This window comes from Streptomyces sp. NPDC054849, from assembly GCF_053610945.1.
In genome coordinates this window covers 94,207-121,036 of sequence record NZ_JBSGZI010000002.1, presented here as the reverse complement: position 1 = coordinate 121,036, position 26,830 = coordinate 94,207, and the positions used below count along the sequence as shown (strand labels likewise).

At 72.0% G+C, this 26,830-nt stretch carries 26 protein-coding genes; 12 read left to right on the top strand and 14 right to left on the bottom strand.

Annotation, left to right across the window (positions count from 1 at the left end):
• Positions 1–11: 11 nt before the first annotated feature.
• From ACWGIF_RS01915 to ACWGIF_RS01900, 4 genes are all read right to left on the bottom strand, one after another.
• Positions 12–656, bottom strand: coding sequence for a PH domain-containing protein (locus ACWGIF_RS01915; protein WP_453489526.1), 645 nt, complete (start codon positions 654–656; stop codon positions 12–14).
• A gap of 25 nt (positions 657–681) precedes the next feature.
• Positions 682–1,308: a class F sortase gene (locus tag ACWGIF_RS01910; RefSeq protein WP_453489523.1), complete on the bottom strand. Its 627-nt coding sequence runs from the start codon at positions 1,306–1,308 to the stop codon at positions 682–684.
• 76 nt (positions 1,309–1,384) lie between these two features.
• A complete protein-coding gene (locus ACWGIF_RS01905; protein ID WP_453489520.1) occupies positions 1,385–2,341 on the bottom strand; it encodes a hypothetical protein in 957 nt (318 codons plus the stop codon).
• 464 nt (positions 2,342–2,805) lie between these two features.
• The gene (locus ACWGIF_RS01900; protein WP_453489518.1) at positions 2,806–3,825 is read right to left on the bottom strand and encodes a hypothetical protein; all 1,020 of its coding nucleotides are present in this window, start codon (positions 3,823–3,825) and stop codon (positions 2,806–2,808) included.
• 255 nt (positions 3,826–4,080) lie between these two features.
• Between ACWGIF_RS01900 and deoC the strand changes: the two genes are divergently transcribed.
• Genes deoC through ACWGIF_RS01885 form a run of 3 tightly spaced genes read left to right on the top strand, consistent with a single transcriptional unit; the run spans position 4,081 to position 7,398 of the window.
• Positions 4,081–5,043, top strand: a complete 963-nt coding sequence (gene deoC, locus ACWGIF_RS01895; RefSeq protein ID WP_453489701.1) for a deoxyribose-phosphate aldolase — start codon at positions 4,081–4,083, stop codon at positions 5,041–5,043.
• A 5-nt stretch (positions 5,044–5,048) separates the two neighbouring features.
• Positions 5,049–6,485, top strand: coding sequence for an aldehyde dehydrogenase family protein (locus ACWGIF_RS01890; protein WP_453489515.1), 1,437 nt, complete (start codon positions 5,049–5,051; stop codon positions 6,483–6,485).
• Positions 6,478–7,398: an aldehyde dehydrogenase family protein gene (locus ACWGIF_RS01885; protein ID WP_453489512.1), complete on the top strand. Its 921-nt coding sequence runs from the start codon at positions 6,478–6,480 to the stop codon at positions 7,396–7,398. The genes ACWGIF_RS01890 and ACWGIF_RS01885 overlap by 8 nt, the downstream gene beginning before the upstream one ends.
• Before the next feature lie 62 nt (positions 7,399–7,460).
• On the opposite strand, the gene ACWGIF_RS01880 is transcribed toward ACWGIF_RS01885, so the two are convergent.
• A complete protein-coding gene (locus tag ACWGIF_RS01880) occupies positions 7,461–7,811 on the bottom strand; it encodes a hypothetical protein (protein ID WP_453489510.1) in 351 nt (116 codons plus the stop codon).
• Between the two features lie 51 nt (positions 7,812–7,862).
• Between ACWGIF_RS01880 and ACWGIF_RS01875 the strand changes: the two genes are divergently transcribed.
• Positions 7,863–8,573: a uridine kinase family protein gene (locus ACWGIF_RS01875; RefSeq protein WP_453489507.1), complete on the top strand. Its 711-nt coding sequence runs from the start codon at positions 7,863–7,865 to the stop codon at positions 8,571–8,573.
• A gap of 219 nt (positions 8,574–8,792) precedes the next feature.
• Here ACWGIF_RS01875 and ACWGIF_RS01870 read toward each other — a convergent pair whose 3' ends face one another.
• Positions 8,793–9,488 (bottom strand): SigE family RNA polymerase sigma factor, encoded by a 696-nt coding sequence (locus ACWGIF_RS01870; RefSeq protein WP_398564879.1) that lies wholly within the window; start codon positions 9,486–9,488, stop codon positions 8,793–8,795.
• A 207-nt stretch (positions 9,489–9,695) separates the two neighbouring features.
• Between ACWGIF_RS01870 and afsQ1 the strand changes: the two genes are divergently transcribed.
• From afsQ1 to ACWGIF_RS01855, 3 genes are read left to right on the top strand one after another with little or no spacing between them, the layout of a single operon-like run.
• The gene (afsQ1, locus tag ACWGIF_RS01865; protein WP_063754818.1) at positions 9,696–10,373 is read left to right on the top strand and encodes a two-component system response regulator AfsQ1; all 678 of its coding nucleotides are present in this window, start codon (positions 9,696–9,698) and stop codon (positions 10,371–10,373) included.
• A 53-nt stretch (positions 10,374–10,426) separates the two neighbouring features.
• A complete protein-coding gene (locus ACWGIF_RS01860; RefSeq protein ID WP_453489698.1) occupies positions 10,427–11,857 on the top strand; it encodes an ATP-binding protein in 1,431 nt (476 codons plus the stop codon).
• Positions 11,850–12,482: a hypothetical protein gene (locus ACWGIF_RS01855; RefSeq protein WP_453489503.1), complete on the top strand. Its 633-nt coding sequence runs from the start codon at positions 11,850–11,852 to the stop codon at positions 12,480–12,482. Before ACWGIF_RS01860 ends, ACWGIF_RS01855 begins: the two co-directional genes overlap by 8 nt.
• 357 nt (positions 12,483–12,839) lie before the next feature.
• On the opposite strand, the gene ACWGIF_RS01850 is transcribed toward ACWGIF_RS01855, so the two are convergent.
• From ACWGIF_RS01850 to ACWGIF_RS01840, 3 genes are all read right to left on the bottom strand, one after another.
• Positions 12,840–14,495 carry a phospho-sugar mutase gene (locus ACWGIF_RS01850; RefSeq protein WP_453489501.1) on the bottom strand — a complete coding sequence of 552 codons (1,656 nt, stop codon included), beginning with the start codon at positions 14,493–14,495 and terminating at the stop codon, positions 12,840–12,842.
• Between the two features lie 28 nt (positions 14,496–14,523).
• The gene (locus tag ACWGIF_RS01845) at positions 14,524–15,330 is read right to left on the bottom strand and encodes a purine-nucleoside phosphorylase (RefSeq protein WP_453489498.1); all 807 of its coding nucleotides are present in this window, start codon (positions 15,328–15,330) and stop codon (positions 14,524–14,526) included.
• A gap of 211 nt (positions 15,331–15,541) precedes the next feature.
• Entirely contained in the window at positions 15,542–15,979 is a 438-nt protein-coding gene (locus tag ACWGIF_RS01840) for a gamma-glutamylcyclotransferase (protein WP_030290800.1), read from the bottom strand.
• 173 nt (positions 15,980–16,152) lie between these two features.
• Between ACWGIF_RS01840 and ACWGIF_RS01835 the strand changes: the two genes are divergently transcribed.
• Positions 16,153–17,592 carry an NAD(P)H-quinone dehydrogenase gene (locus tag ACWGIF_RS01835; RefSeq protein ID WP_453489495.1) on the top strand — a complete coding sequence of 480 codons (1,440 nt, stop codon included), beginning with the start codon at positions 16,153–16,155 and terminating at the stop codon, positions 17,590–17,592.
• A 175-nt stretch (positions 17,593–17,767) separates the two neighbouring features.
• Positions 17,768–18,715 carry a DeoR/GlpR family DNA-binding transcription regulator gene (locus ACWGIF_RS01830; protein WP_453489492.1) on the top strand — a complete coding sequence of 316 codons (948 nt, stop codon included), beginning with the start codon at positions 17,768–17,770 and terminating at the stop codon, positions 18,713–18,715.
• Between the two features lie 197 nt (positions 18,716–18,912).
• On the opposite strand, the gene ACWGIF_RS01825 is transcribed toward ACWGIF_RS01830, so the two are convergent.
• On the bottom strand, positions 18,913–20,676 hold the full coding sequence (locus tag ACWGIF_RS01825) for an acetyl/propionyl/methylcrotonyl-CoA carboxylase subunit alpha (protein WP_453489489.1): 1,764 nt from the start codon (positions 20,674–20,676) through the stop codon (positions 18,913–18,915).
• 501 nt (positions 20,677–21,177) lie between these two features.
• Here ACWGIF_RS01825 and ACWGIF_RS01820 point away from each other — a divergent pair.
• Entirely contained in the window at positions 21,178–21,657 is a 480-nt protein-coding gene (locus tag ACWGIF_RS01820) for a hypothetical protein (protein WP_453489486.1), read from the top strand.
• On the opposite strand, the gene ACWGIF_RS01815 is transcribed toward ACWGIF_RS01820, so the two are convergent.
• The 4 genes from ACWGIF_RS01815 to ACWGIF_RS01800 form a co-directional block, all read right to left on the bottom strand.
• Positions 21,638–22,267, bottom strand: coding sequence for a nucleoside triphosphate pyrophosphatase (locus ACWGIF_RS01815; RefSeq protein ID WP_453489483.1), 630 nt, complete (start codon positions 22,265–22,267; stop codon positions 21,638–21,640). The two genes, ACWGIF_RS01820 and ACWGIF_RS01815, sit on opposite strands and share 20 nt — an antisense overlap.
• Before the next feature lie 104 nt (positions 22,268–22,371).
• On the bottom strand, positions 22,372–22,506 hold the full coding sequence (mmpB, locus tag ACWGIF_RS01810; protein ID WP_453489480.1) for a morphogenic membrane protein MmpB: 135 nt from the start codon (positions 22,504–22,506) through the stop codon (positions 22,372–22,374).
• 112 nt (positions 22,507–22,618) lie between these two features.
• Positions 22,619–22,828, bottom strand: a complete 210-nt coding sequence (locus tag ACWGIF_RS01805; protein WP_319725115.1) for an acyl-CoA carboxylase epsilon subunit — start codon at positions 22,826–22,828, stop codon at positions 22,619–22,621.
• Positions 22,829–22,846: 18 nt separating this feature from the next.
• Entirely contained in the window at positions 22,847–24,433 is a 1,587-nt protein-coding gene (locus tag ACWGIF_RS01800) for an acyl-CoA carboxylase subunit beta (RefSeq protein ID WP_453489476.1), read from the bottom strand.
• A 131-nt stretch (positions 24,434–24,564) separates the two neighbouring features.
• On the opposite strand from ACWGIF_RS01800, the gene ACWGIF_RS01795 reads away from it, so the two are divergent.
• Entirely contained in the window at positions 24,565–25,431 is an 867-nt protein-coding gene (locus tag ACWGIF_RS01795; RefSeq protein WP_453489473.1) for a biotin--[acetyl-CoA-carboxylase] ligase, read from the top strand.
• 198 nt (positions 25,432–25,629) lie between these two features.
• Positions 25,630–26,796, top strand: a complete 1,167-nt coding sequence (locus ACWGIF_RS01790) for an adenylate/guanylate cyclase domain-containing protein (protein ID WP_453489470.1) — start codon at positions 25,630–25,632, stop codon at positions 26,794–26,796.
• Positions 26,797–26,830: the final 34 nt, after the last annotated feature.

The window sequence follows — 26,830 nt, the reverse complement described above, 5'->3', positions numbered from 1 at the left end:
GATCCGGCCGGTCAGCCGGTGGCGAGAAGGACGATCAGGAGCAGCGCGCCGGCCACGGCGGGGGCGATGATCTCGTAGGACCAGTGCACGCGCACGCCGCCCTGGGCGCCGGCCCGCTCGGCGCCGCGCTCGGCCAGCCGCTGCAGCTCGTCCACGATCCGGTCGGCACTCGCACGCGTCGGCTCGGCCGGGGTGCGGGCCGCAGCAGGGGCGCTCTGCTCGCGGCGGTCGAGCCGGTGCTGGCTGAGGTGGCGCAGCTGTTGGCGGTTCGCCTTCTTCCGCTCCCGCAGTGAGACGGGCACGGACCAGAGCTGGTACTTCGAGCCCTCGGCCAGCACCTCGGCCGAGTAGCCCGCGCGGACGGCGTCCACGGCCGCCCAGGGCAGCTCGATGATCCGGAAGGGGTTCCGTACGCGCATCCGGTCGTCGTTGGCGAAGACGGCCGGGCGGATCGTGAACGCCACGATCAGCGGTACGGCGCACAGTGCCACCGCGAAGGCGATCCACGGGGTGTTCCCCGAGCCCCGGAGCAGGGCGTCGCCGCAGAGCCACGCGGTCAGCGCGAGCAGCAGGACCCCCGAGACGACGCCCATGGAGGAGCGGTAGACGCGGTCGTCGTAGACCGGCTCATCGGTCGGCTGCTGCTGGCTGCTCATGGGGTCGATTCTGCCCCACGCCGTCTCAGCCCACGAGATCGGCGTACAAGATGATGTTGTCGGGCCGGTGGCCGTCCGTGATCTCGCCGCCGCAGGTGATGACGCGCAGCTCCGGACGCTCGGTGTCCCCGTAGACCTTGGCGGTCGGGAAGTCCTTCTTGTCCACCTGCTCCAGCTCGCGGACGCGGAAGACGGCGGTGGTGCCGTCAGCCCGGGAGACCGTGATCTCCTCGCCCGTGCGCACGCGCGACACGTCCTTGAGCACGGCCGGGCCGCGGGCGGTGTCGAAGTGGCCGATCAGCACGGCGGGACCGGTCTCGCCGGGCGTCACGCCCTTGGTGTACCAGCCGATCTTGTCCCCGTCGGCCACGGACGGCACCTCCACCGTGCCGTCGGCGGCCAGCCCGAGCTTCAGCACCGGCGAGGCGTCCACCCCGGCCGCGGGGATCCGTATGCGTACGGGCGCGGAGGCGGGCAGCGGGGCGGTGCTCGCGGCCGGCGCGGCGGGCGGCGGCGCCGTCGTGGAGGTGACGGAGGGCGGGGCGCCGGACGGAGCGGTGGCGGGGGCGGGGACCGTGGCGCCGGTGCCGCAACCGGTCAGGGCGGCGGCGAGCAGGACGGCTGCGAGCAGGGGGCGGGCGCGAAGGGTCATGGAGTGCTCCGGAGACGGCATGCGGCGGGCCGCCGGCGAGGCGGCCCGCCGGGGGAGGGCGGGAGTACCGGAGCCGTCAGCCCTGCGAGGCGCGGCGGCGGCGCAGGTGCACGCTGGCGCCCAGGGCCCCGAAGGCGGCGACCAGGGCGGCGCCGGCGGTCAGGGTGGCGGTGTTGTCGGCGTCCGCGGGGGTCTCGACCGGGAGCTCGGCACCCGCTGCCACCGGGCCCTTGGGGACCACAGTCGTCTGTCCGGCGGTCTGCGGCTTCACCGGGGCGGGGGCCGTGGGCTTCACGGGCGGCTCGGCGTCGGTGAACTCGTAGCTCGGCTTGCACCCCTGGGGGAACGCGGGGAAGGGGGCCCGGCCGGTCCCGCTGTTGCCGCCCTGGGTCTTCCACTCGAGGACGGGCGTGGCGCCGGCGGGGTTCACGATCCGGGCCGTGATGCCCTCCGAGCCGGGCAGCGCGGGGTGGGTGCGGTCCAGGGTGGTCCAGCCGCGATCGTCGCCGGAGCGGAAGAGGACCGCCTTCGGGCCGTTCTCGGTGACGTACAGCTCGGCCCGCACGCCCGCGCCCATGGGCTGCCCCTTCGGCCCCACCCTGCAGTCCGTGCTCGCCTGGCCCGCGGGCAGGGGGTAGGACTTGGTGCTGCCGTTCTTGGCGGTGACGACGAGGACGGGGTGGGCGGTCGCGGCCTTGGTGAGCTCGAGCGACAGGCCGTTGGCCGTGTCGTGGGGCAGGGTCCGGTCCAGCTTCGTCACGACCCGGACCATGTAGGTGTCGCCCGGCTTCCAGTGGGGGCCGACCACGCGGATCCAGGCCTCCGGGCCCTCGACCTTGTTGCGCAGCACCGCGACCAGACCCTCGCCGATGTAGACGGGCTCGCCTTCGTAGCGGTCGTTCTCCGAGGCCGCGACGGCGTGCGGCGCGGCGGTGGCCGGGGCGGCGAACGCGGAGCCGGCGGCCGGTATGAGCATCGCGCCGGCGAGGGCGGCGGTGACGATCGAGGTACGGAGGGCGAGGGCGGTACGCATAACGACTCCTGGGGCGTGGTCGGTGAGAAGGCGGAGGAGAGTCGCATGCCGCGTTGAGTCTGGTCGGTCTCTTTCGGCCGGTTCAGGTGTGGCGGGCTGCTGAGTTCAAAACTACGGATCTTGTGGTGTCGGACGATCCGCCTCCTGTCATGGCCGTGTAACGGGCGAACGCGTGTCGGAATGGAGGTGACGATTCCCTTGCGGATACGCCGGAAACGGACGAGGCGAGGGCGGCGACCGTGATCGCCTGGCGTACCAGCCCATCGTGTGCCCGTCGGCGACGGAGGGCACCTCGACGGTGCCGTCGGCGGGGGCCCTTCGTGGGTCCGGCACCGGGCACGAGTGTCCCGAAGAGCCACCGCCGCCCGCGGGCGGCGGTGTGGGCCGCGGGGTGCTGCGGCAACGGGACCGGCGGACCACCGCGAAGGTGGCCCGCCGGAGGGAGGGACGGGAAGGCGAGGGGGTCAGCGCTGGGCGCCACCGCGGCGGCGCAGGACCAGCAGAGCCGTTCCGACGGTGCCGAGGATCGCGATGAGACCGGCGCCGGCCAGGGCGGACGTGGAGTCGTCGCCGTCCTCGGCGAGCTCGGCGCCCGCCGCGACTCCCCCCTTGGGGACGACGGTGGTCTGGCCGGCCGTCTGCGTCTTCACGGAGCTGCCGGTGGCGGCGGGGGTGGTTGCGGTGGGGCTGGTGGCGGTGGCGGTGGGCTCGGCGGACGGCGTTGCCGTCGGCTCCGGCAGGGGGGCCTCGTCCGTGAAGGGGAAGGTGAAGGTGCATCCCCGGGGGAGCTCCGGGAAGAGCGCGGTCTCGAAGGGGGCGGGCCGGCCGGGGGTCGCGTACTCGAACGACGGGTCGGCCGAGTTCGGATTCAGGATGCGGGCGACGGTCAGATCGCCCTTCGCCAGCGCGGGGCCGGTACGGGTCAGCTTCTTGTAGGGGTGGTGGGTGACCCCGTCCACCAGCTGCACCTGCGGCCCGTCGGGCGTCGTCGTCACGTCGGCGACCAGCGTCCCGTCCAGGCCGAGCCGCTTCGTCACGGAGACGCACTTCGCGCCGTGGACGCGGCCCGCCTCGGACAGCGGCATGGGGAAGGACCTGGTGACGTCTGCCTTCGTGACCGTGAGGACGGGGGCGGCGGTGTCGACCTCGGTGATCTCGACGTCCAGACCGTTCACGGTGTCGGTGATGTTCATGCGGTCCAGCACGGTCAGGACGCGGAACATGTAGTTCTCGCCCGGCTTCCAGTCCGGTCCGACGGCGCGGATCCAGGCCTCCGGGCCCTCCGCCTCGTGGCGCAGCACCGCGACCAGGCCCTCACCGATGTGGACCGGGGTGCCGGCGAAGCGGTCGGGGCCGTTCTGCGAGGTGACCGTCGCAGCCTGCGGGACGGTGGTCGTGGCGGCGTACGCGGCCCCCGCGGCGGGGGAGAGGAGCGCACCGGCGAGGACGGCGGTGGCGAGGGTGGCACGGAGGGCGGTACGCATAACGACTCCTGGAAGCAAGGTCTCGAAAGGTGGAGGAGAGCCGCATGCCGCGTTTTTCTCTGTCGGGTTTTCGTCCGGGTGAGGTTGTGGCGGGCTGCTGAGAAGAAATCTATTGATCTTGTGCGGGTGGATGATCCGGCTCCTGTCATGGCCGGGTAACAGTGGGCGGAGGTGTCGATTCCGCAGCGAATCGGAGTGAATCGGGGGGAGGGGGTGACAGGTCGCTACGCGCGTAGATATGCTCATCTGGTGACCATGCCCACCACCCTCACCGCATTCGCTGACGTGACGACGTCCGACAGTGCGCTGCGCCGCTTCCTGCACGGGCTGCCCGGCGTCGACGCAGTCGGACTGGAGGCCCGCGCGGCCTCCCTCGGCACCCGTTCGATCAAGACGACGGCCAAGGCGTACGCCATCGACCTGGCCATCTCGATGATCGACCTGACGACGCTGGAAGGCGCGGACACCCCGGGCAAGGTCCGGGCGCTCTCCGCCAAGGCCGTCCATCCCGATCCGACCGACCGTACGACGCCCACGACCGCCGCGGTCTGCGTCTACCCCGACATGGTGGCCACCGCCCAGGCCGCGCTGAACGGCGCCGACGTCAAGGTCGCCTCCGTCGCCACCGCCTTCCCGGCCGGCCGCGCCGCCCTGCCGGTCAAGCTCGCGGACACCCGTGACGCCGTCGCCGCCGGCGCCGACGAGATCGACATGGTCATCGACCGTGGCGCCTTCCTCGCCGGCCGCTACCTGGAGACGTACGAGCTGATCAGGGCCATCAAGGAGGCCTGCGTGCGTCCCGACGGCACCGCGGCCCGCCTCAAGGTCATCTTTGAGACCGGCGAGCTGTCGACCTACGACAACATCCGCCGCGCCTCCTGGATCGGCATGCTCGCGGGCGCCGACTTCATCAAGACGTCGACCGGCAAGGTGGGCGTCAACGCCACCCCCGCGAACACGCTGCTCATGCTCGAAGCCGTACGCGACTTCCGCGCGCAGACTGGAATCCAGATCGGCGTGAAGCCGGCCGGCGGCATCCGTACCACCAAGGACGCGATCAAGTTCCTGGTCCTGGTCAACGAGACCGTGGGCGAGGACTGGCTGAGCAACCACTGGTTCCGCTTCGGCGCCTCCAGCCTCCTCAACGACCTGTTGATGCAGCGCCAGAAGCTGAGCACCGGCCGTTACTCCGGTCCCGACTACGTGACGGTGGACTGATCACCATGGCATCTGTATTCGAGTACGCACCGGCTCCCGAGTCTCGCTCGGTCGTCGACATCGCCCCCTCCTACGGGCTCTTCATCGACGGCGAGTTCACCGACGCCGCCGACGGCAAGGTCTTCAAGACCGTCTCGCCGAGCAGCGAAGAGGTCCTGGCCGAGATCGCCCAGGCGGGCGTCGCCGACGTCGACCGCGCCGTGAAGGCCGCCCGCAGGGCCTTCGCGTCCTGGTCCGCGCTGCCCGGCTCCGAGCGCGCCAAGTACCTCTTCCGCATCGCCCGGATCATCCAGGAGCGCAGCCGCGAGCTCGCCGTCCTGGAGACCCTCGACAACGGCAAGCCGATCAAGGAGACCCGCGACGCGGACCTCCCGCTGGTCGCCGCCCACTTCTTCTACTACGCGGGCTGGGCCGACAAGCTCGACCACGCGGGCTACGGCGCGAACCCGCGCCCGCTCGGCGTGGCCGGCCAGGTCATCCCGTGGAACTTCCCGCTCCTGATGCTGGCGTGGAAGATCGCCCCGGCGCTCGCCACCGGCAACACGGTCGTCCTGAAGCCCGCCGAGACCACGCCCCTCTCCGCGCTCTTCTTCGCCGACATCTGCCGCCAGGCCGGCCTGCCCAAGGGCGTCGTCAACATCCTCACCGGATACGGCGACGCGGGCGCGGCCCTCGTCGAGCACCCGGACGTCGACAAGGTCGCCTTCACCGGCTCGACCGCGGTGGGCAAGAAGATCGCCCGCCACGTCGCTGGCACCCACAAGAAGGTCACCCTGGAGCTGGGCGGCAAGGGCGCCAACATCGTCTTCGACGACGCCCCGATCGACCAGGCCGTCGAAGGCATCGTCAACGGCATCTTCTTCAACCAGGGCCAGGTCTGCTGCGCGGGCTCGCGTCTCCTGGTCCAGGAGTCGATCCACGACGAGCTGCTGGACAGCCTCAAGCGCCGCCTGTCGACCCTCCGCCTCGGCGACCCGCTCGACAAGAACACCGACATCGGTGCGATCAACTCCGCCGAGCAGCTCGCCCGGATCACCGCGCTCGCGGAGACCGGCGAGGCCGAGGGCGCCGAGCGCTGGTCCCCGGCGTGCGAGCTGCCGTCCGCCGGCTACTGGTTCGCCCCGACGCTCTTCACCAACGTCACCCAGGCGCACACCGTCGCCCGCGACGAGATCTTCGGCCCGGTGCTGTCCGTGCTGACCTTCCGCACGCCCGACGAGGCCGTCGCCAAGGCCAACAACAGCCAGTACGGCCTGTCCGCCGGCATCTGGACGGAGAAGGGCAGCCGCATCCTCGCGGTCGCGAACAAGCTCCGCGCGGGTGTCGTCTGGGCCAACACGTTCAACAAGTTCGACCCGACCTCGCCCTTCGGCGGTTACAAGGAGTCGGGCTTCGGCCGCGAGGGCGGCCGCCACGGCCTGGAGGGCTACCTCGATGTCTGAGCGCAGTGTCGAAAAGGGCGGCTCCGCCGCAGGGCGTCTGAACGTCTTCAAGACCTACAAGCTGTACGTCGGGGGCAAGTTCCCCCGCTCCGAGAGCGGCCGGGTGTACGAGGTGAGCGACTCCAAGGGCACGTGGCTGGCCAACGCCCCCCTGTCCTCCCGCAAGGACGCGCGGGACGCGGTCGTCGCCGCACGCAAGGCCTTCGGCGGCTGGTCGGACGCCACCGCGTACAACCGCGGCCAGATCCTCTACCGCATCGCCGAGATGCTGGAGGGCCGCCGGGAGCAGTTCGTCCGCGAGGTCGGCGAGGCCGAAGGCCTGTCCAAGTCGAAGGCCGGCGCCGTCGTGGACGCGGCCGTCGACCGCTGGGTCTGGTACGCGGGCTGGACCGACAAGATCGGCCAGATCGTGGGCGGGGCCAACCCGGTCGCGGGCCCGTTCTTCAACCTCTCCACCCCCGAGCCGACCGGCGTGGTCACCGTCGTGGCCCCCCAGGACTCGTCCTTCCTGGGCCTGGTCTCGGTGATCGCCCCGGTCATCGCGACGGGCAACACCGTCGTCGTGATCGCCTCGGAGAAGTCCCCGCTCCCCGCTCTCTCCCTGGGCGAGGTGCTGGCCACCTCCGACCTGCCCGGCGGTGTGGTCAACATCCTGTCCGGCAAGGCCGACGAGATGGGCCCGCACCTGGCGGCCCACCAGGACGTCAACGCGATCGACCTGGCCGGAGCCGGTGCGGCGCTGGCCAAGGAGCTGGAGATCGCGGCGGCGGACAACCTCAAGCGCGTCCTGCGTCCACAGCCTGTGGACGACTGGAGCGCCGACCCGGGCACGTCGCGCATGACGGCGTTCCTGGAGACCAAGACGGTCTGGCACCCCACGGGGTCGCTGGGCTCGGGCGGCTCGTCCTACTAGGACCGGCCCCCTGCGAGACCGGCCCCGGCAGCGTCCCCCGCGCTGCCGGGGCCTTTTCGCGCCTACTGCCGGGGGAGGACCGGGCCGAGCAACGAGGAGGCGGCCGCGGTGGGCAGCTCGCCGACCGAGGGCCCCTGGGTCAGGATGCCGGTGACCATGCCGGTGCCGACGGACGGGAAGTCCGCGACCTTCGTGGCGACGCCGTTGTCCAACGGGTCCACGCCGGTGTGGGCGAGGGGGTTCACCTTGAGGTTCGCGATCGGGTCGGTGACCCCGGACAGCGCCGCCGGGACATCGAGCTCGCTCGCCTGGGCGCCTCCCGCGGACAACGCCAGCGCGGCGCCTGCCATCGAGAGGGTGAGGCCCGCGGTGCGGAGCCGGGTCGGTGCGGAAGGGGCTGCGTGACGTGCCATGGGGATCCCGCCTGTGGTCGTAGTCGCGTGCGCACGCAGCGTAGTTGAGGTGTGTTCCTGGACACCAACCGGTCACCGGGAGGATCCCCTACCCGGGGGAATGGTTCAGACTGGTGTCCCGTGAGCTCTTCCTCCCCTTCGCCGACCCGTGTCGTCCTGCTGACCGGTCCGTCAGGCTCCGGAAAATCCTCGCTGGCCGCCCGCTCAGGGCTGCCGGTGCTGCGCCTCGACGACTTCTACAAGGAGGGCGAGGACCCCACCCTCCCGCTGGTCGACGGCAGCTCCGACATCGACTGGGACTCCCCGCTGTCCTGGGACGCCGACACGGCGGTCGCCGCGATCGCGGAACTGTGCGCGTCGGGGCGGACGCAGGTGCCGGTCTACGACCTCGCCACCTCCTCGCGGACCGGGACCGAGGACCTGGACATCACCCGCTCGCCGCGGTCCCCGCTGTTCATCGCGGAGGGGATTTTCGCCGCCGACATAGCGGCGCGCTGCCAGGAGCTCGGATTGCTGGCCGACGCCATCTGCCTGCGGGGCCGGCCCTCGACGACGTTCCGGAGGCGGCTGGTGCGGGACCTGCGGGAGGGCCGCAAGTCCGTCCTCTTCCTGTTGCGCAGGGGCCTTCGCCTGATGCGGGCCGAGCGCGGCATCGTGGCCCGGCACACCGCGCTCGGCGCGCACGCCTGCGGCCGTGACGAGGCACTCGGCCGGCTCGCCGCCGCCGCAGCCGGCCGCCACCGCGCCGCGGCCCCGGCGTAACGACCCTGTGGGGTCGCCGCCCCGGACCCGCGCCTCACGCGCCGGCGGGGTCCGAGTCCCTGCAGAACCTCGTGAACCGCCGAACCCGCGGACGCGAAAAGGCGGGATCAGGCGGACCCCCGGCCGCTTGATCCCGCCTTCTCCCCCCGCGCCCCCCGCGCCCCCCGTCCCACCCCCGTAGGACGGGCCCCCCGGCCCGATGGTCTGTGTGCGCCGCCGTCAGGCGACGAGCTCCTCGAAGGACTCCGCCTCGTCGCGGCCGAAGCTCAGCGCCTCGTCCTCCCGCAGGCGTCGCAGGGAGCGCCAGATGCTGGACTTCACCGTGCCGACGCTGATCCCGAGGATCTCCGCGATCTCCGGGTCCGTGCGGCCCTCGTAGTAACGAAGCACCAGCATCGTGCGCTGCGGCTCCGGGATCCGGGTCAGTGCCTGCCACAGCACCGCGCGCAGCTCCGTACCGCGCATCGCGTCCGTGTCGGAGGCCGTCTCCGGCAGCTCCTCCGTCGGGTACTCGTTCAGCTTCCGCCGACGCCACGCGCTGATGTGCAGGTTGGTCATGGTGCGCCGCAGGTAGCCGCCGACGGCCGCCTTGTCGCTGATCCGGTCCCAGGCGCGGTACGTGGAGAACAGCGCGCTCTGCAGCAGGTCCTCGGCCTCGTAGCGGTCGCCGGTGAGGTGGAAGGCCGTCGCGTACAGCGCGGCCCGCCGCTCCTGGACGTACGCCGTGAACTCCGCCTCGGACGTGGAGGACGGGCTCTGCTGGGCGGGAACCGCCTGGTACTGGTTTGCGTCAATGGCTACGACGTGGGCCGGCCGGGGACGGGCGACCGCCACCGTACGGACACCCGCCCGGCGGTTCACATCGTGCAGCCGCGTGACAACCGCGCTGGTGGTGGTGCTGTGCAGCGTGTTCATCTCGCGCCCCCCGTCGTGGAGTGTGTCTGCTTCGGTCCGTTGTCCGTTGTGCGTTGACAGAAGACTGCCCGGCCCACTTAACCGAGGTGTCCGTCGACTGTCACAGCCCTGTCACAGCGGCCTCCGGCAGGACGCCGGCGCAGGACCCGCAGGATCGTGTCCTCCCGACGGTCGAACTCCCGTCGGCCGATGGGACAGAATGAGCCCGTGCCTTTCCTGTTGCTGATCGAGGACGACGACGCCATCCGCACGGCCCTCGAACTCTCCCTGTCTCGCCAGGGCCACCGTGTGGCCACTGCGGCGACGGGCGAGGACGGCCTCAAACTGCTGCGCGAGCAGCGGCCGGATCTGATCGTGCTGGACGTCATGCTGCCCGGGATCGACGGTTTCGAGGTGTGCCGGAGGATCCGCCGCACCGACCAACTGCCGATCATCCTGCTCACCGCGCGCAGCGATGACATCGATGTAGTGGTCGGCCTGGAGTCCGGGGCCGACGACTACGTGGTCAAGCCCGTCCAGGGCCGTGTCCTCGACGCCCGCATCCGTGCCGTACTGCGCCGCGGCGAGCGCGAGTCGAGCGATTCGGCGAGCTTCGGCTCCCTCGTCATCGACCGCGCCGCCATGACGGTGACGAAGAACGGCGAGGACCTCCAGCTCACCCCGACCGAGCTGCGGCTGCTGCTCGAACTGAGCCGCCGGCCCGGGCAGGCGCTGTCGCGCCAGCAGCTGCTGCGCCTGGTCTGGGAGCACGACTACCTCGGCGACTCGCGGCTCGTCGACGCCTGCGTACAGCGGCTGCGCGCCAAGGTCGAGGACGTGCCGTCCTCGCCCACCCTGATCCGTACCGTCCGAGGCGTCGGCTACCGCCTGGACTCCCCGCAGTGATCCGGGCGTTGCTCGCGGGCCGGCGCTGGACCAGCCTGCGGCTGCGGCTCCTCATGGTCTTCGCCCTGGTCGCGCTGACGGCCGCCGTCTCCGCGTCCGGGATCGCCTACTGGCTCAACCGGGAGGCGGTGCTCACCCGGACCCAGGACGCCGCCCTCGGCGACTTCCGGCAGGAGATGCAGGACCGGGCCGCCGCTCTGCCCGCCGAGCCGACGGCGGAGGAGCTGCAGCGCACCGCCGAGCTGATGGCGGGCAGCAGCCCGGGGTACAGCGTGCTGCTGGTGCAGGCGGGCAAGGACGACCGCCAGATCTTCGGCGCGGCGGGGCCCGACTCCTTCGGACTGGCCGATGTACCGCAGTCCCTGCGGCAGGCGGTGAACGACCGTCAGAAGACGACCGCGGCGAACGACGCCGAGTACCACATGTACTGGCAGCGGACGAAGCCGCGCGGCAATCCGTACCTGGTCGGCGGGACGCGGATCGTGGGCGGCGGGCTGACCGGATACATGTACAAGTCGCTCGCGCAGGAACGGGACGACCTGAACGCGCTCGCCTGGTCGCTGACGATCGCGACCGGCCTCGCGCTGCTCGGCTCCGCGCTGCTGGCGCAGGCCGCCGCCCGTACCGTGCTCAAGCCAGTGCAGCGGCTGGGGGACGCGGCGCGGCGGCTCGGCGAAGGCGAGCTGGACCACCGGCTGGAGGTGTCGGGCACGGACGAACTCGCCGACCTGTCGCATACCTTCAACAAGACGGCCGAGGCACTGGAGAAGAAGGTCGCCGACATGAGCGCGCGCGAGGAGTCGAGCCGACGCTTCGTCGCGGACATGTCGCATGAACTGCGCACGCCGCTGACGGCGTTGACGGCGGTGGCCGAGGTGCTGGAGGAAGAGGTCGACGACCTCGATCCGATGATCGCACCGGCGGTGGCGCTGGTCGTCAGCGAGACACGGCGGCTCAACGACCTGGTGGAGAACCTGATGGAGGTCACCCGCTTCGACGCGGGAACGGCCCGGCTGGTGCTGGACGACGTGAACGTCGCCGACCAGGTCACGGCCTGCATCGACGCGCGGGCCTGGCTCGACGCCGTCGACCTCGACGCCGAGCGCGACATCGTGGCGCGGCTCGACCCGCGTCGCCTCGACGTCATCCTCGCCAATCTGATCGGCAACGCGCTCAAGCACGGCGGCTCGCCGGTGCGGGTGTCGGTGACGGTGGAGGGGGAGTGGCTGGTGATCGCGGTGCAGGACAACGGGCCGGGCATCCCCGAGGAGGTACTGCCGCACGTCTTCGACCGCTTCTACAAGGCGAGCGCGTCGCGGCCGAAGTCGGACGGGAGCGGTCTGGGCCTGTCGATCGCCGTCGAGAACGCGCACATCCACGGGGGCGACATCACCGCCGCCAACGGGCCGGGCGGCGGGGCGCTGTTCACGCTGCGGCTGCCGGTGGACGTGGGGAAGGTGATCGCAGGTGAGGTGGATGCGTAGGGCTCTGCCGGTGGTGCCGGCCGCGCTGGTCCCGATCGTCGCGATCACCCTGCTCGCCACCTCGGGCTGCGGGATCAGGGCGACGACCGTGCCGGTGGACGTGGGCCCGGCGCCGTCGCGGGTGTCGTGCGACACCCCGGAGAAGCCGAGCGAGCAGAACGGCGTGCAGGGCTTCCGGGCCACGCTGGAACTGGTCTGCGGATCGGAGCTGGTGGGCGTGGAGCGAGTGGTTCCGGTGCCCGAGAAGAAGCTGGTACGGGACCCCGTGGCCCTGGTCGCGCAGGCGCTGCTGGAGGCGCTGGAGCGGACGCCGACCACGGAGGAACGCGACGCCGGATTCACCACCGGGGTGCCGGCCGGGCTGACGGCGGGCGCGCCGCGACCCGGCGACCCGGCGGGCACGGTGCGGCTCAGCCGCAAGCCGGAGGACCTGCCGCCGGTGGCGCTGTCGCAGATCGTGTGCACGCTGGCCGGCAGCGAGGCGGTGTCGGCGGGGCCGGGGCCGGTGGTCCTGGGCGGGCCGGACGAGGATCCGCCGCGCGCGTGGGAGTGCACGGACGTGGTCCGCTCGCGGCCGGAGTCGGTGCCGACGCTGGGCGAGATCGTCCGCCCGACCGCTTCTTGACGCGCCGCTCGCACGGCTCGGCGCCGGGGCGCCTCCCCGGCTTCGCGCCGCTGCGCCGGCCTCCGACCGGCGGGCCGTAGCGCTGCGCGAGGGCTGCCCCGCTGCTTCGGCGCCGCCCCCGACCCTGCGCCTCGAACGCCGGCGGGGCGGGAAGAGCCTTCGAGGCGGGGGTCCGGGCAGGGCCCGGGGAAGCGGTGAAAGGGCGGGGTCGGGGCGGCCCGGCACGGATCCGCGTCGGCGACGGATACGGCGACGGCCCCCCGAGCGGGCTCAGGGGGCCGACGGACGGAATCCGGCGCAGCGGCCCGACGCCGGGGGAGGCCCCGGGGCCGAGCCCTGCGAGGGGCGCGTCGAAGATCAGATGCCGGCAGCCGCCGCGAGGTCCTTCTTGATCGCGTCCAGGACCTCCTGGCCGCGTGCGCGGGCCGGGGCGAGGTCGGAGGCCTCGCGGACCGGGACCACCACCTCCAGGTAGCACTTCAGCTTCGGCTCCGTGCCCGACGGGCGGACGATCACCCGGGCCTTGTAGTCGCCGTCCAGGAGGTAGCGCAGGCCGTCCGTCGGCGGCAGCGCGGCCGAGCCGACCGCGAGGTCCTCCGCCGAGACGACCCGCAGACCCGCCAGCGACACCGGCGGCTCCGCACGCAGAGCCGCCATCGCCGAGGCGATCACCGACAGGTCGGAGACGCGGACCGACAGCTGGTCCGTGGCGTGCAGGCCGTGGGCCATCGCCAGGTCGTCCAGCAGGTCGGTCAGGGTGCGGCCCTGCTCCTTGAGCACCGAGGCCAGCTCCGCCACCAGCAGGGCGGCGGTGACGCCGTCCTTGTCGCGGACGCCCTCGGGGTCCACGCAGTAGCCGAGCGCCTCCTCGTAGCCGTAGCGAAGGCCCTCGACACGGGCGATCCACTTGAAGCCGGTGAGGGTCTCCTCGTAGCCGACGCCCGCCGCCTCCGCGATCCGGCCCAGGAGGCTGGAGGAGACGATGGACTCGGCGAAGACGCCCTGCGCGCCCTTGTGCACCAGGTGCTCCGCGAGCAGCGCGCCGACCTCGTCACCGCGCAGCATCCGCCAGCCGGAGGGGGCCGCATCGTCCGGTACGGCCACCGCGCAGCGGTCGGCGTCCGGGTCGTTCGCGATCACGATGTCCGGGTCGACCTCGGCCGCCTTCACGAAGGCCAGGTCCATCGCGCCCGGCTCCTCCGGGTTGGGGAAGGCGACCGTCGGGAAGGCGGGGTCCGGCTCGGCCTGTTCGGCGACCAGGACCGGGGCCGGGAAGCCGGCCCGGGCGAAGGCCGCCATGACGACGTCCTTCCCGACGCCGTGCATGGCCGTGTAGACGGTCTGCACGCCCCGGGGGGAGCCGGGGGTCAGGACGGCGTCCGTACGGGCCAGGTAGGCCTCCAGGACCTCGTCGCCGAGGTCCTCCCAGCCGGAGTCGGGACGCGGGACCGAGGCGAGCGTGTCGATGCGGGCGATCTCCGCCGCGATCTCCCCGTCGACCGGGGAGACGATCTGGGAGCCGTCGCCGAGGTAGACCTTGTAGCCGTTGTCCCGGGGCGGGTTGTGGCTCGCGGTCACCTCGACGCCGGCGACGGCGCCCAGGTGCCTTATGGCGTAGGCGAGGACGGGCGTCGGCAGGGGGCGGGGCAGGACGGCCGCACGCAGCCCGGCGCCGGTCATGACGGCCGCGGTGTCGTGGGCGAAGTCCGCCGACTTGTAGCGGGCGTCGTAGCCGACGACGACCAGGCCGCCGGCGTGGCCCTGGGCCTTCAGGTAGGCCGCGAGGCCCGCCGCGGCCCGGATGACCACGCTGCGGTTCATCCGCATCGGGCCCGCGCCGATCTCACCGCGCAGTCCCGCGGTGCCGAACTGGAGGGTGCCGGCGAAACGGTCCGCGAGTTCCGCGGTGTCGCCCGCCTCGATCAGCGCGGCGAGTTCGGCCGCCGTCTCCGGGTCGGGGTCCTCCGCCAGCCAGGCCTGGGCCCGGGTGATCAGGTCGTCCTGTTCCTGCACTACTTCCGCCTTACCTCTCGTACGTCGATCAGATGCGGGCGAGGACCTGCGTCAGCAGAGTGCCCATGCGGGCGGCCGAGTCGCGGCCGGCCTGGAGGACCTCTTCGTGGTTCAGCGGCTCGCCGGACAGGCCCGCCGCCAGGTTGGTGACCAGGGAGATCCCGAGCACGTCGGCGCCGGCCTCGCGGGCCGCGATGGCCTCCAGCACCGTGGACATGCCGACCAGGTCGGCGCCCATGACGCGGATCATGTTGATCTCGGCCGGAGTCTCGTAGTGCGGGCCGGGGAACTGGACGTAGACGCCCTCTTCCAGGCTCGGGTCGATCTCCTTGCACATCGCGCGCAGCTTCGGCGAGTACAGGTTCGTCAGGTCCACGAAGTTCGCGCCGACGATCGGCGAGGTGGCCGTCAGGTTGAGGTGGTCGCTGATCAGCACGGGCTGGCCGGGCTTCATGCCCTCGCGCAGGCCGCCGCAGCCGTTGGTGAGGACGACGGTCTTGCAGCCGGCGGCGACGGCGGTGCGCACGCCGTGGGCGACGGCGGCGACGCCGCGGCCCTCGTAGTAGTGGGTCCGTCCGAGGAAGAGCAGCGCACGCTTCTCGCCGATCTTGTACGAGCGGATCTTGCCGCCGTGGCCCTCGACTGCGGGCGGCGGGAAGCCGGGCAGCTCGGTGACGGGGAACTCGAACTCGGGGGCGCCGAGCGCCTCCGCGGCGGGGGCCCAGCCGGAGCCCATGACGAGCGCGACATCGTGGGATTCGACGCCGGTCAGCTCGCGCAGGCGGGCGGCTGCGGCGTCGGCGTCGGCGAAGGGGTCGGTAACAGATGCGTTCACGCGGACGAGCGTAACCTCTTCCGGCCTACGCGCGTAGATGGCACAGCTCACGGTGTTCGGATCGTTGCCTTGTCGTTTCCGACCAAATGTCCACGGCCGTGCGGGGACGGGCCTGAGGGGCGGGTGGGGCGCCGCCGCGCCAGGGTCCGGACCCCGGCCCGATCTCCCCCGGCCACCGCCGGGAGGTGAACCCGGCGGGGCCCGCCGCGGCTCAACAGGGGCGCTTGCGGAGTTCCATCACGTAGTCGTGCGGGGCGCCCGCCGATTCGGCGGCGTCGGCGAGCTCGCCCAGGTAGCGGGCCGAGGGCAGGCCGCCCTCGTAGCCGTTCAGGACGTAGCACCAGGCGGCCTCTTCGCCGTCCAGCGTGTGCACCCGGATCCTCATGCGGCGGTAGATGTCGAGACCGACACCCTCCCAGCGGTCCATCGAGTCCTCGTCCAGCGGCGCGATGTCGTACAGGGCGACGAAGACCTGGTGGCGCGGCGCTTCGACGATGGTGGCGAGGGCGCCCTCCCAGCCCATCTGCTCGCCGCCGAAGGTCAGCCGCCAGTCGTTGATCCAGCCCGTTCCGCGCAGCGGCGAATGGGGAGCGCGGCGCGTCATCAGCCGCGGGTCGAGGTTGCCGGCGTACGCGGCGTAGAGCGACATGAGGTCGAGGGTACGGGAGGGGTGGCCGTGGCCGCGTGCCCGGATGGCGGGACCGGGCGCGAAGCACCGTGGAGCGTGCGGGACAATGGGGCACGGAATGCATCCCCCGGGGAGACCCCCCGGAACACCGGCCGGGGCGGCAGCCGGCCGGGAAGACGTGAGGCGGACTTTTCGTGACCCGGATCGTGATCATCGGCGGCGGACCCGGCGGGTATGAGGCAGCGCTGGTAGGGGCCCAGCTCGGTGCGGAGGTGACCGTCGTGGACTGCGACGGCCTGGGCGGGGCCTCGGTCCTGACCGACTGCGTGCCGTCCAAGACCCTGATCGCGACCGCAGAGGTGATGACGACCTTCGACTCCTCGTACGAGGAGCTCGGCATCGTCGTCGCGGACGACACCCCGCACATCGAGCAGGCCGCGCGCGTCGTCGGCGTGGACCTCGGCAAGGTGAACCGGCGAGTCAAGCGCCTCGCACTCGCCCAGTCGCATGACATCACCGCCTCCGTGACCCGGGCCGGAGCCCGCGTGGTGCGCGGCCGGGGCAAGCTCGGCGGGCCGCAGGGCATCGACGGCACCCGGGACGTCATCGTCACCGCCGCCGACGGATCCGAGACGATCCTGACGGCGGACGCCGTGCTGATCGCCACCGGCGGCACCCCGCGCGAGATCCCGGACGCGATGCCCGACGGCGAGCGGATCCTGAACTGGACCCAGGTCTACGATCTCGACGAGCTCCCGGAGGAGCTGATCGTGGTCGGCTCCGGTGTGACCGGCGCCGAGTTCGCGGGTGCGTACCAGGCCCTCGGCTCCCGGGTGACCCTCGTGTCCTCCCGCGACCGCGTGCTGCCGGGCGAGGACCCCGACGCGGCCGCCGTCCTGGAGGACGTCTTCCGGCGCCGCGGCATGAACGTCGTCGGCCGCTCGCGCGCGGAGTCCGCCAAGCGGGTGGGCGACCGGGTCGAGGTCACCCTCTCCGACGGGCGCGTCCTGACCGGTACGCACTGCCTGATGGCGGTCGGCGCGATCCCGAACACCCGGAACATGAACCTGGAGGAGTCCGGGGTCCGGCTCAAGGACTCCGGGCACATCTGGACCGACAAGGTGTCGAGGACCTCGGCCCCCGGCGTGTACGCGGCCGGTGACGTCACGGGCGTCTTCGCGCTCGCGTCGGTCGCGGCGATGCAGGGACGCATCGCGATGTACCACTTCCTCGGCGACGCGGTGGCGCCGCTGAACCTGAAGACGGTGTCCTCGAACGTCTTCACCGACCCCGAGATCGCCACCGTCGGCTACACCCAGGCGGACGTGGACGCCGGCAAGATCGACGCCCGCGTGGTGAAGCTCCCGCTGCTGCGCAACCCGCGCGCCAAGATGCAGGGCATCCGGGACGGCTTCGTGAAGATGTTCTGCCGTCCGGGCACCGGCATCGTCGTCGGCGGCGTGGTCGTCTCCCCGCGCGCGAGCGAGCTGATCCACCCGATCTCGATCGCCGTCGACAACAACCTGACGGTCGAGCAGATCGCAAACGCGTTCACCGTGTACCCCTCCCTGTCGGGTTCGATCGCCGAGGTGGCACGCCAGCTGCACACGCGGAAGACCGGCGAGGAGGGCTGACTTCCGCTAACCGCCGCACGCCGTAAGGGGTTTGGGGCGGGGCGCGGTTGCGTGGCGAGACGTTCACCCACGTCTCGACCGGCGTATACCACTAGTCGCCCCGCCGTATGGACAACTTCGGAATTCCGGCGCAAAGAGCTGAAAGCAGACGGTCGTTGGGGTTACTGTCAGTTTCGTGTTCGCTGCAGAACGTCGCCAATTGATCCTCGAAATGGTGCGGGCCAACGGAGCGGTATCGCTCCGGGAGCTCGCCCGCGTCGTCCAGACCTCCGAAGTGACCGTACGGCGGGACGTGCGGGCACTGGAGGCAGAAGGACTCCTCGACCGCCGACACGGCGGTGCGGTCTTGCCGGGCGGTTTCACGCGGGAGTCCGGCTTTCCGCAAAAGTCCCATCTCGCGACGGCGGAGAAGACCGCCATTGCCGATGTCGCGGCCGGCCTCGTGGAAGAGGGCGAGGCCGTCGTCGTCGGCGCGGGCACGACGACCCAGGAGCTGGCCCGCCGGCTCGCCCGCGTGCCCGGACTGACCGTCGTCACCAACTCGCTGCTCGTCGCCCAGGCACTGGCCCATGCGAACCGGGTGGAAGTGGTGATGACCGGCGGCACGCTGCGCGGGTCCAACTACGCCCTCGTGGGAAGCGGAGCCGAACAGTCCCTCCAGGGGCTGCGGGTGTCCCGGGCTTTCCTGTCGGGCAGCGGTCTGACCGCCGAGCGCGGGCTGTCCACGTCCAACATGCTCTCCGCGAGCGTGGACCGGGCGCTGGTGCAGGCGGCGGCGGAGGTGGTGGTGCTGGCCGACCACACGAAGCTCGGCACCGACACCATGTTCCAGACCGTGCCGACCGACGTGATGACGCGACTGGTGACGGACGAGCCGCCGCCGCACGACGACCGGGCGGGCACGGAGCTGCAGGCGCTGGCGGACCAGGGCGTGCAGATCACCGTGGCCGGCGGTCCGGTGGCCTCCGGCGGGGACGGCATGGCGGGGCGGCGGCCGCGCCGCGAATCGCCGTTGCCGGTGCAGAGGCGGGGTGGGCCGACCGCCCAGTTGCGCAGTGCGCCCGGCGGGATGCTGGAGCAGCAGGCGGAGCGGGCACGGGTCGCGGACATGCGGCGCCGCTGATCCCTGCGGGCGGCTGCCTAAGGCGCCGCCCCCGGACTCCCGCGCCTCGAAGGCCGGCGGGGCCGCGATCGGTCCCCTCGGACGCCGGCCGGGCTGGATGGTGCGGCCCAGTGCCGGACGGTGCGGCCGGCCCGCTGGAACGGCGAAGGCCCCGCCCGGTTCGTGAACCGGGCGGGGCCTGTGCGTGTCCGAGGACGTCAGTCCTTGATCTCGCAGATGGTGGCGCCCGAGGTGACCGAGGCGCCGACTTCGGCGGTGAGGCCGACGACGGTGCCGGAGCGGTGCGCGTTGAGCGGCTGCTCCATCTTCATGGCCTCCAGGACCACGACGAGTTCGCCCTCGGTGACCTGCTGGCCCTCCTCGACCGCGACCTTGACGATCGTGCCCTGCATCGGTGAGGTGAGGGTGTCGCCGGAGGCGGCCGGGCCGGACTTCTTGGCCGCGCGGCGCTTCGGCTTGGCGCCGCCCGCGGCGGCCGTGCGGGCCAGGGTCATGCCCAGGGACGACGGCAGGGAGACCTCGAGGCGCTTGCCACCGACCTCGACGACGACCGTCTCGCGGCCCGGCTCGTCCTCGGTGTCGTCGGCGGCGGGAGCCGCGAAGGCCGGGATCTCGTTGACGAACTCGGTCTCGATCCAGCGGGTGTGGACCGTGAACGGGGTGCCGTCGGTGGGGGCGAACGCCGGGTCGGCGACGACCGCACGGTGGAACGGGATGGCCGTGGCCATGCCCTCGACCTCGAACTCGGCGAGCGCGCGGGCGGCCCGCTGCAGGGCCTGCTCGCGGGTGGCGCCGGTGACGATCAGCTTGGCGAGCAGGGAGTCCCAGGCCGGGCCGATGACCGAGCCGGACTCGACGCCCGCGTCCAGGCGGACGCCCGGGCCGGTCGGCGCGGCGAACTTGGTGACGGTGCCGGGCGCGGGCAGGAAACCGCGGCCCGGGTCCTCGCCGTTGATGCGGAACTCGATCGAGTGACCGCGCAGGACCGGGTCGCCGTAGCCGAGCTCCTCGCCGTCGGCGATGCGGAACATCTCGCGGACCAGGTCGATGCCGGCGACCTCTTCGGTGACCGGGTGCTCGACCTGGAGGCGGGTGTTGACCTCGAGGAAGGAGATGAGGCCGTCGGCGGCGACCAGGAACTCGACGGTACCGGCGCCGACGTAGCCGGCTTCCTTCAGGATGGCCTTGGAGGCGGCGTACAGCTCCGCGTTCTGCGCCTCGCTCAGGAACGGCGCGGGGGCCTCCTCCACGAGCTTCTGGTGGCGGCGCTGGAGCGAGCAGTCACGGGTCGACACCACGACGACGTTGCCGTGGGAGTCGGCCAGGCACTGGGTCTCGACGTGGCGGGGCTTGTCGAGGTAGCGCTCGACGAAGCACTCGCCGCGGCCGAAGGCGGCGACGGCCTCGCGGACGGCGGAGTCGTAGAGCTCCGGAACCTCTTCGAGGGTGCGGGCGACCTTCAGGCCGCGGCCGCCACCGCCGAAGGCGGCCTTGATCGCGATCGGCAGGCCGTGCTCCTTGGCGAAGGCGACGACCTCGTCGGCCCCGGAGACCGGGTCCGGCGTACCGGCGACCAGCGGGGCGCCGGCGCGCTGGGCGATGTGGCGGGCGGCCACCTTGTCGCCGAGGTCGCGGATGGCCTGCGGCGGCGGACCGATCCAGGTCAGGCCGGCGTCGATCACGGCCTGGGCGAATTCGGCGTTCTCGGAGAGGAAGCCGTATCCGGGATGGATGGCGTCCGCACCGGAGTCGGCTGCAGCCTGGAGGACCTTGGAGATGTCCAGGTAGCTGGCGGCCGGGGTGTCACCGCCCAACGCGAAAGCTTCGTCTGCCGCGCGGACGTGCAGAGCGTCCCGGTCCGGATCGGCGTAGACGGCTACGCTCGCGATCCCGGCGTCCCGGCAGGCCCGAGCAACGCGGACAGCGATTTCGCCACGGTTGGCGATGAGCACCTTGCGCACGATGGCTCCCTCCTTGAAACAAGCTGAGTTTAGGGACAGCCCACACGGCCTTTCGACCCTTCCCCAGTGGTGACCTTGCCCACACAGAGTGTGATGCGAGGCCCGCTCTACCGGAGAACCCTTGTGGCGCCCCAGGTCAGGGGGATCCCCGACTGCACAGTAACCCCGTCATGTATCCAAGGTCTCTGTCCCCCCGGTTAGCGGCCCCGGGTGATTCTTTGTCGAGTCCCTACGAACGGCCCACATTTTCTTTGCTGGGGTGAGAGGAGTTGTCCCCTTGTTTACTGATTGGTAGCACCGATGTTCCGCGGGGCGAACCGGAACAACACCGTACCCACAGCGATGTAGCTCACCATGGCCCGCGGGGGGCGGCAGCGCGCCGGGCGTGTCGTGGCGGACGGCCCGCCGAACCCGGGTGGGCGGATGTCTTGCCCGCCGCCCTACCCGTTAGTAGCCTCCAGGCGTCGAACAGGCTTGTGACGCGTGGGGGGTGGGGACGTCGTGCTGCGAAGACTCGTGGCCGGACTGGCCGCGATCGTACTTGTCGTGGAAGCGGCCGTACTCGTGCTCGTCCACATCGTGCTGGGCAGGACCACGGCGAACCAGTCGATGTCCATCGCGGGCAGCGATCCGGATGTCATGTCCAAGGCGACTTATGTCATGGGGGCGGGCATGGGCGCCTTCCTCGTGCTCTGCGCCGTGCTCGCCGCCGCCGCCGCGCTCCGCGATCGGCCCCCGGGCCGCTTCGCCCGCATCGTGTTCGTCTCCGCCGCCGTCACCCACGGAGTGCTCGGCATCCTCGCCGTCGTCCTGGTCGGCTGGGCCGCCTTCGCGGTGACGACGCTGATCCTGTGCCTCCTCGTCCTGACCCTGACGCTCTACGCCGCCCAGGGTGACGGCGGGAGCGACGGGGGCGGGGACGGGGGCGGGGACGCGCCACCGCCTCCGCCGATGGGATCGCTCACGCCCACAGGTCCGTGATGGACACGTCCAGTTCGCCCAGCAGGGAGCGCAGCAGCGGCAGGGACAGCCCGATCACGTTGCCGTGATCCCCGTCGATTCCGTCGATGAACGGCGCCGACAGCCCGTCCAGGGTGAACGCCCCCGCCACGTGCAGCGGCTCGCCGCTCGCCACGTACGCCGCGACCTCCGCGTCCGTCGGCTCGCCGAAACGGACCGTCGTGGACGCCGTGGCCGACACCTGGCGGCCGTCCGCCGTGTCGATCACGCAGTGCCCGGTGCGCAGCACGCCGACCCGCCCGCGCATCGCCTTCCAGCGCGCGGTGGCCTCCTCGGCGTCCGCGGGCTTGCCCAGCGCCTCGCCGTCCAGCTCCAGCACCGAGTCGCAGCCGATCACCAGGGCGCCCGCGGCCTCGTCCAGGCCCGCCACGACGGCCGCCTTCGCCTCGGCCAGCGCCAGGGCCAGGGCGCCGGGGTCGTCGTGGTTCAGGGTGTCCTCGTCGAAACCGCTGACGATCACGTGCGGAGCGAGCCCCGCCTGCCGCAGCAGGTTCAGCCGGGCGGGGGAGGCGGAGGCGAGGACGAGCTTGCGCGCGTTCGAGGGCCGGGGCGTGGCAGTCATGGGGGCCATCGTAGGGGCGCCGCGGACCCCCTTGGGCCCCCAGGTCGAGTCGTCGAAGTCCCTCCCGGTCGGTGGGGCTCGGCACGCACGCTCGCCGACTCTGACGACGCTACCTAGAAGTGGCCCACCCCCAGGACGTACACCACCACCAGCATGGCGAGGCCGAGCACCACGGTCAGCCGCCGGATCATCGCCTGCGCGTCGCGCATGTCCTTGGGCGGCTCGTTCTTCGGGTCGGACCAGAGCATGCTCCGATCCTGACCCCGGGAACGGGTGGGGCGCCTGAGTACGGGTACTCAGGCGCCACCGTCCGTTCCCGTCATCTTTCGCCCTGGCCCACGGCTCGGCGCCGGAGGCCGCTTAACCCGGCCAGTACGTACGGCCCCACGCCCGCGGACCCGGCTGCGGCAGCCGCCGCCGTGCCACCCGGGCCGGCGTCGACCACTCGTCCGCGACCGGCGGGGCGCCCGACGGTGCCGAGGCCAGCACCGCCGCGCGCGCTTGGACCACCGCCAGTGCGGCGGCCAGCTCCTCCGGGGTCGGGTTGCCCTTGACGACCTTGATCACCACAGAGACCTCCTGGAGGGGCTAGAGGGGGATGTTGCCGTGCTTCTTCGGCGGCAGGGACTCCCGCTTGGTGCGCAGCTGCCGCAGTCCCTTCACCACGTGCGCCCGGGTCTCGGACGGCATGGTCACCGCGTCGATGTAACCGCGCTCGGCGGCCGTGTACGGGTTCAGCAGCGCGTCCTCGTACTCGGTGATGAGCCGGGCCCGGGTCTCCTCCACATTCTCCGCCTCGGCGATGGTGCGCCGGTGCAGGATGTTCACCGCGCCCTGCGCGCCCATGACGGCGATCTGCGCGGTCGGCCAGGCCAGGTTCAGGTCCGCACCGAGGTGCTTGGACCCCATGACGTCGTACGCGCCGCCGAACGCCTTGCGGGTGATGACGGTGATCAGGGGAACGGTGGCCTCGGCGTACGCGTAGATCAGCTTCGCGCCGCGCCGGATGATTCCGTTGTACTCCTGGTCCGTGCCCGGCAGGAAGCCCGGAACGTCGACGAAGGTCAGCACCGGGATGTTGAAGGCGTCGCAGGTCCGCACGAACCGCGCCGCCTTCTCGGAGGCGTCGATGTCCAGACAGCCGGCGAACTGCATCGGCTGGTTGGCGACGATGCCCACCGGGTGGCCCTCGACCCGGCCGAAACCGGTCAGGATGTTCGGTGCGAAGAGCGCCTGCGTCTCCAGGAACTCCGCGTCGTCCAGCACGTGCTCGATCACGGTGTGCATGTCGTACGGCTGGTTGGCGCTGTCCGGGATCAGCACGTCGAGCTCGCGGTCGGCGTCGGAGACCTCGGTGTCCGCCTCCTCCGGGAAGGCCGGCGGCTCGGAGAGGTTGTTCGACGGCAGGTACGCGAGGAGCGACTTCACGTACTCGATGGCGTCCTTCTCGTCGCCCGCCATGTGGTGCGCGACGCCGGACGTGCTGTTGTGCGTGCGCGCCCCGCCCAGCTCCTCGAAGCCGACGTCCTCGCCGGTGACCGTCTTGATGACGTCCGGGCCGGTGATGAACATGTGCGAGGTCTGGTCGACCATGACCGTGAAGTCGGTGATGGCCGGGGAGTACACGGCGCCGCCCGCGCAGGGCCCGACGATCAGGCTGATCTGCGGGATCACGCCCGAGGCGTGGACGTTGCGGCGGAAGATCTCGCCGTACATGCCCAGCGCGCTGACGCCCTCCTGGATGCGGGCGCCACCGGAGTCGTTGATGCCGACGAGCGGACAGCCGGTCTTCAGCGCGAAGTCCATGACCTTCATGATCTTCTGACCGTAGGTCTCGCCGAGGGCCCCGCCGAAGACGGTGAAGTCCTGCGAGAACACGGCGACGGGACGGCCGTCCACCGTGCCGTAGCCGGTGACGACGCCGTCGCCGTAGGGACGGGTCTTCTCCAGCCCGAAGCTGGTGGAGCGGTGGCGGGCGAACTCGTCCAGCTCGACGAAGGAACCCTCGTCCAGCAGCAGGGCTACCCGCTCACGCGCCGTCAGCTTGCCCTTGGCGTGCTGCTTCTCCACGGCACGCGCGGACCCGGCGTGGGTGGCCTCGTCGATGCGGCGCTGCAGATCCGCGATCTTGCCCGCGGTGGTGTGCATGTCGATCGGCTCTGACGGATGTGACATCGGGGTCGCGGCTCCCTGCGTGGTGTCAACTGCCTGGTCAATTGATTGACTACTGCTGGCTACTGGTGCGTAGCGTATCGGTGGGCATGGCGCTCGGCAGTGCGGCGTTTGACACACCTAACCTGGCTTGCATGACGCCATCAGATGCCTCAGCAGGTGCCTCCGCCGGTCGCTGGTCCAGCCTGGACCGTCCGCCCCTCAACGCCGCCGCGCTCCAGCGGGCCCTCGTCACCGGCGACGGGCTGTGGAGCTCCCTGGAGGTGGTCGCCTCCACCGGGTCCACCAACACCGACCTCGCCGCCCGGGCGCCGCAGCTGCCCGAGGGGGCCGTGCTCGTCGCCGAGGAGCAGCGCGCGGGACGCGGCCGGCTCGACCGGAGCTGGGTCGCGCCGGCCCGGTCCGGGCTGTTCTTCTCCGTCCTGCTCAAGCCGGGCGACGCGGTGCCGCAGGAGCGGTGGGGGTGGCTGACCCTGCTGGCCGGGGTGGCCACCGCGACCGGGCTGTCCCGGGCGGCGGGCGTGGACGCCGCCCTCAAATGGCCCAACGACCTGCTGGTCAGTGTGGACGGGGAGGAGCGCAAGACCGGCGGCATCCTCGCCGAGCGGGTGGAGGACGGCGTGGTCATCGGGATCGGGCTCAACGTCAGCCTGACCGAGGACGAGCTGCCGGTGCCGACCGCGGGATCGCTGGCGCTGGCCAAGGCCTCCGTGACCGACCGTGAGCCGCTGCTGAAGGCCGTACTGCGCTCCCTGGAGGAGTGGTACGGGAACTGGCGCGCGTCGGGCGGCGACCCTGCGGCCAGCGGCCTCCAGGAGACGTACGCGGCGGGCTGCGCCACCCTCGGCCGGCACGTCCGCGCGGAGCTCCCGGGCGGGCGCACCCTCACCGGAACGGCCGAAGCGGTCGACTCCGATGGGCGCCTGGTCATCCGTACGGCCGAGGGACAGCACGAGGCCGTGGGCGCAGGGGACGTGGTCCACCTGCGTTCCGTGCACTGACGCGGCGCGGGCGCCGCGTGCGGCGCCCGCTGTCGCGGGTGCGACCGGGACCCCGCTCCCCGCCCGAGGGAGGGGCGGGAAGGCGGGGAGGGGGAGTGAGCTACGGCACACCTGCCGTATGGTTTAGGCGATCCCGGTGCTCATGGTGATCAACCGGTTCGGCAGGGCAGTGCGCACGGAATGGACAGGAGGCGGCCCTTGACCGTCGACGACCCTACGTCCGGCGCGTCCGCCGGCGCCGGGGGCTCCGCGTCCGGCCCGGTCACCCCGATCGGCCGCGACCAGCACACCCCGCACCACGAGGTCGATCACACGGCCCAGCCCACGGCGGATCCGCTCGCCATCCGGCTCGAGCAGCTGATCCTCGGTGCCGAGCGCCGCTACACCCCGTTCCAGGCCGCCCGTAGCGCCGGCGTGTCCATGGAGCTGGCCTCCCGCTTCTGGCGGGCCATGGGCTTCGCCGACATCGGGCAGGCCAAGGCGCTGACCGAGGCTGACGTGCTGGCCCTGCGCCGGCTCGCCGGTCTGGTGGAGGCCGGGCTGCTGTCCGAGCCGATGGCGGTGCAGGTGGCGCGGTCCACCGGCCAGACCACGGCCCGGCTGGCCGAGTGGCAGATCGACTCCTTCCTGGAAGGGCTGACGGAGCCGCCGGAGCCGGGGATGACCCGTACGGAGGTCACGTACCCCCTGGTGGAGCTGCTGCTGCCCGAGCTGGAGGAGTTCCTCGTCTACGTGTGGCGACGCCAGCTGGCGGCCGCCACCGGGCGCGTGGTGCAGGTGGCGGACGACGACGAGATGGTCGACCGGCGCCTCGCGGTGGGCTTCGCCGACCTGGTGGGCTTCACCCGCCTCACGCGGCGGCTGGAGGAGGAGGAGCTCGGCGAGCTGGTCGAGTCCTTCGAGACGACCGCGGCGGACCTGGTGGCCGCGCACGGCGGCCGGCTGATCAAGACGCTCGGTGACGAGGTGCTGTACTGCGCCGACGACGCGGGCACGGCCGCGGAGATCGCCCTGCGGCTCATCGAGACGATGGAGCTCGACCCGCAGATGCCCGAGCTGCGGGTCGGCATCGCCTTCGGCACCGTGACGACCCGGATGGGCGACGTCTTCGGGACCACGGTGAACCTGGCGAGCCGGCTGACGTCCATAGCGCCGAAGGACGCGGTGCTGGTGGACGGCGCGATGGCCGAGGAGCTGGCCCGGACCGGGGCCGCGCCGGTGTCGGAGAAGGAGGCGGAGGCCGAGCCCGACGACCGCGCGGCGTACCGCTTCGCCCTGCAGCCGATGTGGCAGCGGCCGGTGCGCGGGCTGGGTGTCGTGGAGCCCTGGTCGCTGACCCGCCGAAAGCCCAGGAACCCGGCCTGACCCGCCCGGGGACCTGGCCTGACGCGCCCGGGAA